The following is a 15,182-nucleotide window of genomic DNA, read 5'->3' on the forward strand; positions in this document are numbered from 1 at the left end:
CAATTATTATTTACTCATATTTATTTCCAATATCTTCATTGTATCTCTAATTTTACCAAAATAAAACCTACTGCTTAGTTTACCCAAAATATTTATTTCAAATAAAAAAGAAAGTAGTACCTCCTTTTAAAGCATTTTTTAAAGAATTTAATCTAAACTGACTAAAAAAAAGCCTCCTATATATAATATAGGAAGCTTCTAAGAAAATATTATTTATCGTTTACCTTTTTCATAAGCAACACCAACAGATTTTGGTGCTTGTGAAGATTTTGAGAATATTACTAGCGCAATTAAAGTTACTACGTATGGGAATAGCTTTAATGCCAATGGTGGTATATGAGCCAAACTTGGAATAACTTGAGATACATTGGCAATTGTTGTAGCTACACCAAAGAATAATGTTGCAGCTAAAATTCCAAGTGGTTTCCATTGTCCAAAAATTAATGCAGCAATCGCTAAGAAACCAAGACCTGCTACACTTCCTGTAAATTCGCCAGAGTAAGTTACTAAGATAATAGCTCCACCTAATCCAGAAAATGCACCTGAAATAATTACACCTAAATAACGAACACGGTATACATTAATACCCGCTGCATCAGCTGCTTGAGGATATTCACCACATGCACGTAGACGTAAACCAAGACGAGTTTTATAAAGTACAAATGTGCTAATTAATAAAATCGCAATTACTAACCATGTTGTCGAATACGTATTTTTGAAGAATAAATCTCCAAGTATCGGAATGTCTTTTAATAAAGGAATATCTGTACGAGTAATACCATTAATACTGATATTACCTGATCCAGTTATATTTCTAGCTAAGAAAATCGTTAAAGCACCAGCAATCATATTGATTGCAATACCACTAATTACTTGATCAGCATGTAAATTAATACTTGCGAATGCATGTAATAGTGAAAATAAAGCACCTGCAAGAACTGCAACTAGAATCCCTACCCAGATTACCCATGTTTCTCCTTGATGAGTTTCTTGAAGTTTAGAAATTGTTAAGGCACTTGAAAAACCTCCGACAACCATTAATCCCTCTAAACCGATATTTACGACACCGCTTCGCTCAGAAAATAAACCACCTAATGCTACGATTAATAATGGAATCGTATAGGCAATTGCATATGGGAAAATTTGTATAATTAAATCCATGCCTTATTTCACCTTCTCTCCTACATTGCTGTCCTTGTACTTGCGTGATTTAGTTATTCGATCAATAACTTTTTTAATTAAAATACTCGTTGCAGAGAAATAGATAATGATTGCAATAATAACATCAGCGATATCTGGTGGAATTGAAGTCATTGCACTCATAAAACCTTTACCAGAATACAAGATTCCAAAGAATATTGCTGAGAAAAATACTCCAATTGGCGTATTCATTCCTAAAAGTGCTACTGCAATTCCATCGAATCCTTCAGTAGGTAAAACACCAATTTGAATTAATGAAGAGTTACCAGCGAATTGAACTACACCAGCTAAACCAGCCAGTCCACCTGAGATCATCATTGATAAAATAACATTTCTGTTTACAGAAATCCCTGCATATTCAGCTGCACTACGGTTATAACCTACAGCTTTTAATTCATAACCTAATACTGTGCGGTTAATGATAAATGAAATAACGATTACCATAATAACTGCAACAAATAACCCGAAGTTTATATATGAATCTCCAAATAAACTAGATAAAAATGGCATTTTTAAAGTAGCAGAGTCCGCAAGCATTTTTGACTCAGTTTCTGTACTACCTTTAAAATATTGTGGAACTAAATAATAAACAGTCCAATAAGCAATCCAGTTCATCATAATTGTTGAAACTACTTCATGAACATTAAATCTTGCCTTTAATAATCCTGGAATAAATGCCCAAGCTGCACCTGCGATAAATGCTACAATAACCATCAAGGGAACTAAGATTAGTGTAGGTAAATCAACAGTTAAACCTACTGCAGAAGCACAAAACCCTGCAAAAAGCATTTGACCAGCTGCACCAATATTAAATAAACCTGTTCTAAATGCAAATGCAACAGAAAGTCCAGTTAAAATTAACGGAGTAGCAGTTGCTAATGTATTACCAATACGCTCCGGATCCTTTAATCCACCTTGGAATAAATAAGTAAATCCTTCTACTGGATCACTACCTGTAACAAAAATTAAGATTGCTCCAGCTATTAATCCTAATAAAATGGCAATTAGAGAAATGATTCCTCCTTTTTTCATGCCCCTTCACCTCTCCTTATACCAGCCATCATTAATCCTAATTCATCTTCATTCGTTTCTTTAGCATTAACAATATCAATGATTTCACCAGCATTTACAATTGCAATGCGGTCAGATAAATTAAGAACCTCTTCAAGCTCTAACGAGATTAGTAGAACAGCTTTTCCACTATCTCTTTGCTCTATTAATCTCTTATGAATATACTCAATCGAACCTACATCCAATCCACGTGTTGGCTGACACGCAATTAACAATTCCGGTTTAAGTTCAATTTCACGACCAATGATTGCTTTTTGCTGATTCCCACCAGACATAGATTCAACAACCGTTTTCGCACCTTCACCAGATCGTACATCAAATTCTTCAATAATTTTTTTGGCATGTTTAGCTATTGCTGCCTTGTCTAACACGCCATATTTAGAAAATGGTTCTTGATTATAAATCTCTAAAACTACATTTTCTTCAATTGTATATTCAAGAACAAGTCCTCTTTTTTGACGGTCCTCAGGAATATGAGCGATACCACTATGAATTCTCTGACGAATACTATCCTTTGTAATATCTTTGCCTTTTAGTAGAATAGAACCTTCTTCAATCGGTCTTAATCCAGTTATTGCCTCAACAAGTTCAGATTGTCCATTCCCTTCAACTCCGGCAATACCAACAATTTCACCTGCTCGTACTTGTAGAGAAGCATTTTTTAAACCTAAAACTTTTTTATTATTTTTAACACTTAAATTATTAACATCTAGTACAACTTCGCCAGGTTTTGAATCTTCTTTCTCTACCTTGAAAGACACCTGACGTCCGACCATCATAGAGGCCATTTCAGATTCAGAAGTTTGTTTAACATCAACTGTACCAATGTATTTTCCGTGACGAATAACTGTACATTGATCAGCAACAGCTTTGATTTCTTTTAATTTATGTGTGATGATAATGATTGATTTACCTTCATTAATTAAATTTTTAATGATTTTCATTAAATCTTGAATCTCTTGTGGAGTAAGTACCGCTGTTGGTTCGTCTAATATTAATACTTCTGCATTACGGTATAATGTTTTTAAAATCTCAACCCTTTGCTGCATCCCTACAGAGATATCTTCAATCTTTGCATATGGATCAACATTTAAGCCATAAGTTTTAGAAAGCTCTTCAATACGCTTTGCAGCTGTCTTAATATCGACTACTAACCCTTTTTTTGGCTCAAGACCAAGAATAATATTTTCAGTTACTGTAAAGTTTGAAACTAATTTAAAATGTTGATGAACCATTCCAATTCCTAGTTCATTTGCAACATTTGGGTTTGCGATTTTAACTTCTTTACCCTTGACCTTTATAATCCCTTTTTCAGGTGTGTACATTCCAAAAAGGACGGACATTAAAGTTGATTTCCCTGCTCCGTTTTCGCCTAATAAAGCATGAACTTCCCCTTTTTTTAATCGAAGTGTAATATTATCGTTCGCTATAATGCCAGGAAACTCTTTTGTTATATTTAGCATCTCCACTACATATTCCATAATTTTCCTCCTTGTATATTACGAAGTCATTTATTTTCAAAGTTTTACTTGATTTCGGAATATTTTTCATAATTTTTTATTTTTAGGGAGGTTTTTTCTCACTCACCCGAAACTCACGCCCTAATCAATTGGAAGCTTCACCAATAAAAGTGCTTACAATTGATTAAGGCATGAAAATTCAAAATCATTTATAGGGTAGAAGAAGCATATAAAGGGATTCTCCTTTCCTATGCTTCTTCTGCCAATTATTAAAAAGAAATTTACTAATTACTTAATTAAACTTCCTCTTTCACTTGCAACTACGATTTCACCAGACTTAATTTTGTTAAATACATCGTTAACTGTTGTTAAAGTATCAGAGCTTAAGTTTGGATTTTCTTTTGGTAAACCAATACCGTCATTTTTTGCATCATAAGTTAAAGTTTGTCCACCAGGGAATTTTTTATCTTTTTCAGCTTTTACCATATCAGAAGCTGCTTTAGCTACACCTTTCATAGCTGAAGTTAAGATTACTGATTTGTTATCTTTATAAATACCATCAGCGTATTGATCTACGTCAACACCAACAACCCATACTTCTTTACCACTAGCAACTCTGTTTTTAGCTTCAGTAATAGCACCTTGTCCTACTCCACCTGCTGCAGAGAAGATCGCTTTAACGCCACGGTCATACATTTGAGCTGCAATTTGTTGACCTGCTGCTTTGTCTGTAAAGCTTCCAGAATATACTACGTTATTAGCTTTTAAAGAAATGCTTGTTCCAAGTTTTTCATTTGCATATTTAACACCTTGTTGGAATCCCCAGTTATATTTTTGAACTGCAGGAATTTCCATACCACCGATAAATCCAACATCACCAGTTTTTAATTGAACTGCTGTTGCAATACCAGCTAGGTAACCAGCTTCTTGCTCTGCGAAGAAAATTGAAACCGAGTTCTTTTTAACATCCGGTGTCATATCTTTAGCTGAGTGTGGAGTACCATCGATAATTACAAATTTGTCATTTTTATATTTATCTTGCGCTTTATAAATTGCTGTTTCGAATTTAAAACCTGGAGTAACGATAAATTTAAAGCCCGCGTCATTTAGGTTACCGATTTCTTTTAAGTAATCCGCTTCAGTTTCTCCAGCAGGTTTCAAGTATTTAGTATCATTCTTAAGATTGAAACCTAATTCTTTAGCTCCTGCTTGGATTCCTTCCCAAGTACCTTGGTTAAATGATTTATCATCAATTGTACCCGAGTCAGTTACCATACCTACTTTAAATGCGCCTTTTGCGTCTTTTGTATCTCCACCTTTTCCACAAGCACCTAAAATTGTACCTGCTGCTAAGGCCATTGAAAGAACAAGACCAGCTTTTTTCATCTTCATAAAAATTTTGCCCCCTTAAATTTTTATTTACATTTGTACTAGCTTGGTATATAATCGTTAGCTTAACGATCCACCTCCCTAATAATTTTTAATGAAATTTCTGACAATATTATTTACAAACCAGCCAAAACTTATTTTTCGTAAACATAATTTTGGCTATACAGTTTAATTTCTCTTTCTTAAAACATTAAAACTGAACTGATCCGCTCTGAAGTAATTATAAGAATGTAAAACTGCACGGTTTAAGTCATCAAAATGTAACTGTTCGATTAATAATAATGAAACATCTGGTTCACACTGTAACAAAGGGGATACTTTATCGTGGTATCCTATTGGCTCAATTCTTGCACTAGAGTATTCGATAGTTCGACCAGTTTCTTTTTGGATGAATGAAAAAAATGAATGATCTTCGTATGATGGAACCTGTTTAAAATAATTTGTTGGTAATTTATCAATGCAGTAAACTACAGGTTCTCCATTAGCTGTTCGAATTCTTTCAACTACATGCATGCGATCATCTTCGGTAATTGTGAAGCTTTTTAAATCTTCCTTTGTAGGAACTAATAGTTTAGAAGTTAAGAAGATTGTACCAGGCGTTTTACCAGCATCAATAATCATTTCTGAGACACTACTTAATTGTTCAATACCTGTCCTAAAAATCGGTTTCGGTTTAACAAACGTCCCTACTCCGTGTCTTCTAACTAAAATATTTTCTTCTTCTAAAACTCTTAATGCTTCTCTTAATGTTGCTCTACTGACTCCAAAAATTTTCGATAACTCATACTCTGATGGTAACTTATGATGTGGTAAATAAATACCATTCTCAATATCTTGTTTTATGCGATCCATCACTTGAAGATAAAGCAATCTGGTATCGGTTTTAATCTTCATTTCCCATCCCCCAAACTTCGGATTTCAGACATCAGTTGTTAGACATCTGTCGTATAATCCTTCTTTACTATACTGTTATTTTTTACTCATTTCAACACTTTTTTGAAAACGCTTTATTTTTTATTTCGTTAATACAACTTTTGACTCGATTAAACATAAAAAAAACTCTTATAATCTACAGTTTCACTAGGTGAAAAAGCTAGATTATAAGAGTTTTTGATTTTTCATTAAGTATAAAATCATTTCTCCATAATAATGCTTTTTCCCCATAGTATTGCAAATATTGGTTGCAATGTAGAAACTTCCGACCCATAACGCCTGATTTATATGAGGACTATCAATTTATCTGAAGAAATAATATCATTCTATGTCTAAAATTGTCAATAATGTTTCGACAATTTTTTTAATTTTATTAAGATAAGGCCTGCTCATCTTCTACAGGTTTACTAATTAATACTTCTCGTGGTTTACTGCCTTCATACGGACCAACAATTCCATTTTCTTCCATAGAATCAATCAATCTAGCTGCTCTAGTATAACCTATTCTAAACCTTCTTTGTAGTAGTGAAACCGAGGCTGATTGCATGTTTGAAACTAACTCAACAGCTTCATTATAAAGATCATCATTCACTTCAGTTTTACCATCTTTTTCCTCTTTCACCATCATCTCTTCTTGGTATTGAGCCTTTTGTTGAGAGATCGAAAACTCAACAACTCTTTCAACTTCATCATCTGATAAAAATGCTCCTTGAACTCGAGTTGGTTTAGATGCACCTATAGGTTGGTATAACATATCTCCTCTACCTAAAAGTTTTTCTGCTCCACCAGTATCAAGGATCGTACGAGAATCTGTTTGAGAAGATACACTAAAAGCAATTCGTGATGGTATATTCGCTTTAATGACCCCAGTGATGACATCAACCGACGGTCTTTGTGTAGCAATAATTAAATGAATACCTGCAGCACGAGCCATTTGCGCTAATCTTGTAATGGAATCTTCTACATCACTTGAAGCTACCATCATTAAATCTGCTAACTCATCTACAATAACAACGATAAATGGTAATAAAGGTTGCTTCGAATCCGTCATTGCGTTATTTTGTTTCGTTAATTCATTGTAACCTTCGATATTTCGAGTTCCTGAGTGTGAAAAAAGCTCGTATCTTCTTTCCATTTCACTAACAACTTTTCGAAGTGCTTGTGATGCTTTTTTAGGATTCGTTACAACTGGAGTTAATAAATGCGGAATCCCATTATAAACATTTAATTCAACCATTTTCGGGTCGATTAACATAAGTTTTACTTCAGAAGGTTTCGCATTCATTAGGATACTAACTATGATTCCATTTATACATACACTTTTCCCACTACCTGTTGCTCCAGCTACTAATAAGTGCGGCATTTTATTAAGCTCTGCAAACACAGCATCACCGGCAATATCTTTACCTAGCGATACTGCTAATGGATTTTGTAATTTAGGATTTTTCGCTTCGAGAACTTCTCTTAATAAAACCGTCGTTATACTTGTGTTAGGCACTTCAATTCCAACCGCTGATTTACCAGGAATTGGAGCTTCAATTCGGATATCTTTAGCAGCAAGCGCAAGTGCTAAATCATCACTTAAATTGACAATTCGACTAACTTTTACACCTGCTTCAGGGTAAACTTCATATTTCGTAACAGCTGGTCCATGATGTACTTTTGTTACAGCTGCTTTTACGCCAAAGCTTTGAAATGTTCTTTCAAGCTTGTCCGCATTTTCCTTTAATTTTGATTCATTTTCTCGTTTTTTAACGCCTTTTGGGTATGCCAATAAATCCAATGAAGGTAATACATAATCTACTTTATCATCCATCCCAACTTCGGCGACTGGCAAGTCTATTGATTGATCATCTTCATCAGCAAACTGTGCTTGAATCTGATTTGAATCACTTGCTACGGTAAATTTTGGCTCTTTAGGAGGCTGATATGTAGGAGAATATTCAATTTGAATTTCTTTTTTCGGTTCAACAGCCTCATTTTCATATGCATGATCAATATGATAATTCGGAATACTATTGTTTGGAACCTCTTCCTCAGTTTCTTCATATGAATCTTTTCTCGATTTTCTTTTTTGCTTTGCTTCAGCCCGTCTACTAGTTGTTGTTTTTTGTTCCCTTCCTCGCTTCCAGAAATTTGCAAAATCCTTCCAACTATCTGAAATAATATTTCTTACTTTTGGCATCATATATTGATATAAATAACCGCCAAGTGGTTTTCCAGTAATAAACAATATCCCAGCAACAACAGCAATTATTCCAAAGAGAATCGCACCAGTTCGATCGAATAAGAAATATAATACTGCAAAAAGTAGCGCTCCAATCATCCCTCCACCAAGATCTACCGTACTAATTTTACCTTTAGCTTCGATAAGGAATAAATCTAGTGTACTCTTTATGACAGATTGATCTTTAAATTGGTTATTTTTTGCTAATAAATCAAATAGAGTAACATGACTAAACATCAATATACTAAAGAAGATTAACAATCCGCCAATCGTTATACTCGAAACAAATGGAGGTCTTTTCCGGTAAATAATACTATATGCAGATAAACCGATAATAAATAAGAAGCTAAGCATATACCATTCGCCAAAGAAAAATCTCAAGAATAATACAAAGACTTTACCAACTATTCCAAGCTTTAAGATTGTGACAATCGAAAGTGCTAAAAATATTAATCCACTTATTTCATACCATATTGAGCCATGTCCCTTTGCATGTCCATTTGATGACTTTCGAGCTTTTGACTTTTGCTGCTTCTGCTTTGCCATGTAATTCACCCCCATCTAAATTTGCAGATTCGCCAAAGAAAGCAGCCTTTTGGCTGCTTTCTTAAATTGAATTTATTATAACATATCAGAACATATGTTTACCATGTATTGTTAATAATTACCTCAAGATGGAAAAACTAAAATTCTTTGACCTGGTGAATATTGCATATAATGCTCTGGATCGGTACTGACAATTCTTCTAATTTCAAAAGCTGTCCCCCCAACACTATCAACTAACATAGGAACACCATTGTATTCCATAAATTGCTGTGAGGTATATTCTTTTTGATCAACAGGATAAATCGATTCAAGTGGCATAATTGTATAAAGAATCAAAATTCATTCTCCTCTTTAGTTGATTTTTCTTTTCTTTCATCAATTAATTCCTGCAATTTACCTAGTGCTTGCCCAATTCCACCAACATCGTCAATTAATCCATATTTTACTGCATCTCCACCGACTACATTTGAGCCGATATCTCTAGTTAAATTACCTTTTGTGAACATTAGTTCCTTGAACCGCTCTTCAGTAATATTTGAATGCTTCGTAACAAATCGAGTTACTCTTTCCTGCATTTTATCAAGATATTCAAACGTTTGTGGTACACCAATTACGAGACCTGTTAAACGAATTGGATGAATCGTCATTGTAGCTGTCTCAGCAATATATGAAAAATCAGTACTTACTGCAATTGGTACTCCAATACTATGTCCTCCACCTAAAACGATTGAAACAGTAGGTTTTGTTAAGGATGCAATCATTTCTGAAATTGCAAGTCCTGCTTCAACATCTCCACCAACCGTATTTAATATGATTAATAATCCTTCAATTTTAGGATTTTGCTCAATCGCTACTAATTGAGGTATCAAATGCTCATATTTAGTCGTCTTATTCTGAGGTGGTAATGCAACATGCCCTTCAATTTGCCCAATGATCGTTAAACAATGTATTTTTGAATCATTACTAGTTGGAACATTTGTTTGTCCTAACTGTTGAATTTTTTCAACGATACTCATGTCCTTTTGATCATTTGGCTTTGGAGGTGCTTCTTCATTTGGTATTGGCGTTTCATTATTTGAATATGTCACAACGGTTCCCCCTATCATTTTTCATACAAGTTAGTATGTGAAAATAATAAGGAAATCATACCCATCTTTGGAATATGAAGCGCTTAAGCTTTTAAATTTATACTTCCATTAAGATTGGAAGAATCATCGGTCTTCTTTTTGTTTCTTCATATAAATAAGCACTTAATCCATCCCTAATTGAATTTTTCAATAATGTCCATTCAATTTGATCGTTTTGCAACATTTTTTCAGTAATGCCTTTTACAATTTCAGTTGATCTCGTTATTAATTTTTCTGACTCACGAACATAAACAAATCCGCGAGTAATAATTTCTGGACCAGAGATAATTACTCTTTTTTGTTTATTAAATGTGACAACTACAATCAGTATGCCATCTTGGGAAAGTAGTTTACGATCACGCAATACAATATTTCCAACGTCACCGACACCAATTCCATCTATTAGAACATTCCCTGCTTCAACTCTTTCAGTTCGAGTAGCTTGGCCATTGTGAAACGAGACAATGTCACCTTTTTCAACAATAAATATATTTTCTTTCGCGATCCCTACTTCTTCTGCAATATGTGAATGTGCTTTTTGCATTCTAAATTCACCGTGAACTGGTATGAAATAAGTAGGTTTCATCAACTCTAGCATCAATTTCAATTCTTCTTCATAACCATGGCCAGATACGTGAACTTTTTTATAACCATAAATTACATTCGCTCCAGCCCTAAATAATAGATTAACAGAAGTCGCTACTAACATTTCATTACCTGGAATAGGCGTTGATGCCATTATTACAGTATCACCTTTTCGTATTGAAACTTGTTTATGTGTACCTTTTGCGATTTTAGAAAGTGCTGCCATTGGCTCGCCTTGAGTTCCAGTTGTTAAGATTACAATATCTCTTTCTTTAAAATTATCAGTATCCACTACAGAAATCATTAAATCCTCTGGAATTGTTAAATAGTCTAATTCCTTCGCTATTTCAATTGACTTCATCATACTACTTCCGACAACTGCTAATTTTCGCTCGGCTGCAACACATGCATTCATAACCTGTTGAATACGATAAATATTTGAAGAAAAACAAGCTACTAATACTCTTCCCTTCGCATACATTATTTCTTTTTTAATCTCTTCGGCTACTTTCTTCTCTGAACCTGAGAATCCTTGTCTTTCTGCGTTTGTACTATCTGAAAGTAAACATAGAACTCCTTTATCCCCGATAATTGCAAGTTTACCTAAATCAGCACCAGCAAAAGGACTTTTCGATTGATCAAATTTGAAGTCCCCGGTATAAACTACCGCTCCTTGAGATGTATTTACACAAAAACCAAATGAATCTGGAATACTATGAGTAACTCTAAAAAAGCTAATAGAACTATTTTCAAATGTAAATAAGCTATTTTCATCATATAGTTCAAATTGCTCAAGGTTCTTTATTCCTTTTTCACTTAATTTTTCTCTAATAAATAAATAAGCTAATTTATTTGTATAAAACTTTACTTGAGGAAGCTTATTCATAATATATGGAATTGCACCAATATGATCCTCATGTCCATGTGTTATAAAAACTCCAACAATTTTATGAGCGTTCTTCTCTAAATAACTGACATCAGGTATAACATGATCTATTCCGTACATTTCTTGCTCAGGAAATTTCAAACCCGCATCTAGCACGTATATCAAATCTCCTACTTCGACTATATACATGTTCTTTCCGACTTCACCTACCCCACCAAGGGCAAAAACTTTTACTTGTTCTTTCATTTCGTTCACCACAACCTGTTCCTCCTACATAATTCTTTAAATTTACAGACCGTTCAAAATCTTACAATTATTATATCCTAGTCCGAACAGGTAAAACAAGATACATTCTTCCTTATATAGGAAAATCGAATTACTAATGGTATGAAAAATGGAACAGAATGATGATCTTTTAAAGTAGTAGAAGATTGAGGTTAGAAAGGGGCATGAGTAAGAAAATAAGCATGCTGGTCAAAAACACTTAAAGGGGCATGAGTTACTAAAACTGCTAAATTCTCTAAAACACTTACTCATAAAGAGGTCATGAGTAACTATATTAGCTAAAATTTCAAAAAAAACGTACTCATAACAAGTGCATGAGTACGTAAAAATACAAGATGATTAAACAAACTTACTCTTAACAAGCCTTAGTGGAAGCCCACTACTACCAACATTACTTACCTATGATTATGTTTGGCCCATATTTCAACAAACTGACCCCCTCTTCTAATAATAGAAGGAGGCAGGCTACCGAAAAGGCCGATTGCATTTTCTTTTCGTAGTTATCAAATTCCAGGTCTGAAATGACATTTACAAAATCAAAAGAACATCAAAATCAAGTAGTTCAGCCATTATAATAATTCAATATATCCATCTGTTCCATTTACTCGAATTCGTTGTCCATCTTTTATAAGTTTTGTGGCATTTTCTACACCGACAACCGCAGCTAAACCATACTCACGCGCAATCACTGCCCCATGAGTCATTAGTCCACCAACTTCGGTAACGAGGCCTTTTATGGAAACAAATAATGGTGTCCAGCTAGGATCGGTAAATGGCGTAACTAATATATCTCCATCTTCTAAATCTGCATCTTCCATGTTTAAGATCACGCGAGCGCGTCCTTCTATAACCCCTGAGGATACTGCCAGACCCGGGATCGCATCTGTTGGTAGATTTTCTCGTTTATACTCACCTGTAATAATTTCACCATCAGATGTGATTACTCTTGGTGGCGTTAGTTTATTATAAAATTTGTACTCTTCAATTCGTTTGCTTATAATTTCGTAATCAAGTTTATTTGTACGCACTACTTCGCAAAGTTCTTCAAAAGTTAGATAGTAAATATCTTCTTTATTATTAATAACATTAGTAAATACCAGTTTTTCAGCTTCTTTCAATAGAGCCTGTTTATAAACGAAATAACGATTAATCATGCCGTATTTTGGATATTCACGATAACCGATAAAATTTCGAAGTATGCTGATAACTCGTTTTGTTTCTTCTGCTTTTCTTTCACCATCTGGTAATAGCATTAAACGCTCAATAAGCTCATTTTCTTTTTTCAAGGCTTTTTGTTGCCCTTGCTCAAATTTCTGTTTGCTTGCACTAGGCTCAAAATTTTTAATATTATTTAAAATCATCGGAATAAGTGTAGTTGGTTTTTCGATCCAACGCGTTTTTGTAAGATCGATTTCTCCAGCACATCGCATTCCGTACTTGCTTAAATAATGATTGATAGCGTCTTTTGCTTCCTTCCCACCATTAAACTTAATCAGTTCATCTAAAAAGTTTTCATCTTTTACATGTTGTAAAAAATTTATGATTTCAGGATATGGACGAATTACATCTGCAACATCCATTAACGAAAGACCCATTTCCGAAGTAATATTGTTAGAAACCGATAAAGATAATGTATCTGCTACGTTTTTCTCCCCTAACCACTTGTTCATATTTTCATTAATCCAAGATGAGGCATCCATCCCAGTCCTAATTACTCCTGAGCTTTGTGGATCAAATAGGATCGCCTGTAATGTTTGGATATCTTCTAAAATAAACTCTAATAAATTTGATCCTGATTTCGATTTAATGATTTGCTTTAGCTCTTCGATTGATGCTTGATTCTTATTAATTAACTTAGTTATAAGCGTAGGATCGTTTTCTATTTGCGGTTTAAATTCGGTAGACGATAAATCTTTATTGTTTTGTTTTGAAATCGGTGCGTTATTTTCAACTGATGTCAATTTAATAAAATCACGTTCAACAACATTTAATAATGCACCCTTTACAAGTGGGTCTGAGTTTCCTGCTACATCAATAAGCATTTTTCTGGCGGTAGGTGAAGCAAGATTGCGTGTAATGTCAACAAACAACCTCCCACCTGCTTTACGCATTGGCGCTTTAGTCGTTAACATAAAAAAAGATAATCCCAATGGTTTCATTGGATCAGTCATCATTTGATTATGACCAACTGAAAGATAAACGTGATTTTCTTGATCATCCGCTTCAGGAATTGGGTACAGTGTTGTAATTGGTCTGCTTTGGACAATGTAAAATGTGTCATCAACAAGGCACCATTCAATATCTTGTGGTTTATCAAAATAAGATTCTATATTTCTTCCTATATTTGCTAGTTGCAGTATTTGTTCGTCAGTCAAAGTTTGATTTTTTTGCTGTGCCGGTTCGATTTGTTGTGTTATTGTTCCTCCTTCAGGTCGTCCATAGATTGCTAATTTTTTGGTTGCTACCCTTTTATTAACGATTTCACCTTCACATACTTTATAGCAATCTCCAGAAACGATCCCTGAGACAAGAGCTTCACCAAGTCCAAAACTGGCATCAATTGATACTATTTTCCGGTTTGATGTAACAGGATCAGCAGTAAATAAAATCCCTGAAGCATGTGGAAAAACCATCTTTTGAACGATAACGGATAAATAAACTTGACTATGGTCAAATCCATTTTGAATACGGTAAATTACTGCACGGTCAGTAAACAAGGATGCCCAACATTTGACAATGTGCTGCAAGATTGCTTCTTTGCCGATGATATTTAAATAAGTGTCTTGTTGGCCAGCAAAAGACGCATGTGGTAAATCTTCAGCAGTCGCACTAGATCGAATTGCAAATGCTTGATTATCTTCATACTCGGAAAGATAGTTTGTAATTGCTGATATAACATCAGAAGGAATTTCTGTATCGAGTATGATTTCTCGAATTTCCCTGCTGATTTCTCCAATTTTATCTCGATCTGCTACTTTTACCATATTTAGTTGTTCTAACAAAGTATGATACAATTCATTTTTTTCCATCGCTTTTTGAAAACTAGCTGTTGTAATACAAAAACCTTTTGGGACATTTAATCCTTGAATTTTTGATAATTCTCCTAAATTTAACCCTTTACCTCCAACATGAAAAAGCTGATTTTTTTCAATTTCTAGAAAATCGAGAATTAAAGAACTCATTACACATCTCTCCTAACCAATTTTGTTATTTGATTTTAGCAGTAGTAAGGGAGAATAAACAGTCTATTTTAACTTGATATAAAATGGTATAATTAAAGTAGGAAGAGAAAATAAAATTAATGAGCACTCTGTTAAATGACTATACAGGGTGCTCTTTTTCATTTTAAAAAACGATTTCAACTTTTTTTACTGTTTTATATTTCCCCCTCTAAAGAATAGCTAATCTCTCTTTTGAACTTTTATTTATCTAATGTAATTTTTAGATAAGAAAGGAATATGAATAATTTAGGA

Annotated in this window: 10 protein-coding genes and 1 riboswitch; all 10 genes read right to left on the reverse strand. The window is 33.9% G+C overall.

The window, feature by feature from the left end; all coding sequences use genetic code 11:
* Window positions 1-213: 213 nt before the first annotated feature.
* Window positions 214-1,161: an ABC transporter permease gene (locus tag ACFCYN_RS07545; protein WP_172445216.1), complete on the reverse strand. Its 948-nt coding sequence runs from the start codon at window positions 1,159-1,161 to the stop codon at window positions 214-216.
* A gap of 3 nt (window positions 1,162-1,164) precedes the next feature.
* Window positions 1,165-2,232: an ABC transporter permease gene (locus ACFCYN_RS07550; protein ID WP_375948501.1), complete on the reverse strand. Its 1,068-nt coding sequence runs from the start codon at window positions 2,230-2,232 to the stop codon at window positions 1,165-1,167.
* Window positions 2,229-3,752: an ABC transporter ATP-binding protein gene (locus ACFCYN_RS07555; RefSeq protein WP_172445218.1), complete on the reverse strand. Its 1,524-nt coding sequence runs from the start codon at window positions 3,750-3,752 to the stop codon at window positions 2,229-2,231. Before ACFCYN_RS07555 ends, ACFCYN_RS07550 begins: the two co-directional genes overlap by 4 nt.
* Window positions 3,753-4,019: 267 nt before the next feature.
* Window positions 4,020-5,117, reverse strand: a complete 1,098-nt coding sequence (locus ACFCYN_RS07560) for a BMP family lipoprotein (protein ID WP_375948546.1) — start codon at window positions 5,115-5,117, stop codon at window positions 4,020-4,022.
* Window positions 5,118-5,288: 171 nt separating this feature from the next.
* Window positions 5,289-6,014, reverse strand: coding sequence for a GntR family transcriptional regulator (locus ACFCYN_RS07565; RefSeq protein ID WP_098117454.1), 726 nt, complete (start codon window positions 6,012-6,014; stop codon window positions 5,289-5,291).
* Between the two features lie 249 nt (window positions 6,015-6,263).
* Window positions 6,264-6,365, reverse strand: a riboswitch (purine riboswitch).
* A gap of 61 nt (window positions 6,366-6,426) precedes the next feature.
* Complete coding sequence (locus ACFCYN_RS07570; RefSeq protein WP_172445220.1) at window positions 6,427-8,826, reverse strand: DNA translocase FtsK; 2,400 nt, start codon at window positions 8,824-8,826, stop codon at window positions 6,427-6,429.
* A 123-nt stretch (window positions 8,827-8,949) separates the two neighbouring features.
* Complete coding sequence (locus ACFCYN_RS07575; RefSeq protein ID WP_098172736.1) at window positions 8,950-9,162, reverse strand: YlzJ-like family protein; 213 nt, start codon at window positions 9,160-9,162, stop codon at window positions 8,950-8,952.
* Window positions 9,159-9,842 carry a ClpP family protease gene (locus ACFCYN_RS07580; RefSeq protein ID WP_257131817.1) on the reverse strand — a complete coding sequence of 228 codons (684 nt, stop codon included), beginning with the start codon at window positions 9,840-9,842 and terminating at the stop codon, window positions 9,159-9,161. Before ACFCYN_RS07580 ends, ACFCYN_RS07575 begins: the two co-directional genes overlap by 4 nt.
* 169 nt (window positions 9,843-10,011) lie before the next feature.
* Window positions 10,012-11,670, reverse strand: coding sequence for a ribonuclease J (locus tag ACFCYN_RS07585; protein WP_375948548.1), 1,659 nt, complete (start codon window positions 11,668-11,670; stop codon window positions 10,012-10,014).
* A 608-nt stretch (window positions 11,671-12,278) separates the two neighbouring features.
* Window positions 12,279-14,891: a phosphoenolpyruvate synthase gene (ppsA, locus tag ACFCYN_RS07590; protein ID WP_375948505.1), complete on the reverse strand. Its 2,613-nt coding sequence runs from the start codon at window positions 14,889-14,891 to the stop codon at window positions 12,279-12,281.
* Window positions 14,892-15,182 lie beyond the last annotated feature (291 nt).

Source organism: Gottfriedia sp. NPDC056225, from assembly GCF_042267765.1.
Taxonomy (GTDB): Bacteria; Bacillota; Bacilli; order Bacillales; family Bacillaceae_G; genus Gottfriedia.

Coding starts and splice junctions, on each gene's coding strand:
- ACFCYN_RS07550 (WP_375948501.1), bottom strand. CDS start 2,232: ATGAAAAAAGGAGGAATCATTTCTCTAATTGCCATTTTATTAGGATTA.
- ACFCYN_RS07570 (WP_172445220.1), bottom strand. CDS start 8,826: ATGGCAAAGCAGAAGCAGCAAAAGTCAAAAGCTCGAAAGTCATCAAAT.
- ACFCYN_RS07580 (WP_257131817.1), bottom strand. CDS start 9,842: ATGAGTATCGTTGAAAAAATTCAACAGTTAGGACAAACAAATGTTCCA.
- ACFCYN_RS07565 (WP_098117454.1), bottom strand. CDS start 6,014: ATGAAGATTAAAACCGATACCAGATTGCTTTATCTTCAAGTGATGGAT.
- ACFCYN_RS07585 (WP_375948548.1), bottom strand. CDS start 11,670: ATGAAAGAACAAGTAAAAGTTTTTGCCCTTGGTGGGGTAGGTGAAGTC.
- ACFCYN_RS07545 (WP_172445216.1), bottom strand. CDS start 1,161: ATGGATTTAATTATACAAATTTTCCCATATGCAATTGCCTATACGATT.
- ppsA (WP_375948505.1), bottom strand. CDS start 14,891: ATGAGTTCTTTAATTCTCGATTTTCTAGAAATTGAAAAAAATCAGCTT.
- ACFCYN_RS07560 (WP_375948546.1), bottom strand. CDS start 5,117: ATGAAAAAAGCTGGTCTTGTTCTTTCAATGGCCTTAGCAGCAGGTACA.
- ACFCYN_RS07555 (WP_172445218.1), bottom strand. CDS start 3,752: ATGGAATATGTAGTGGAGATGCTAAATATAACAAAAGAGTTTCCTGGC.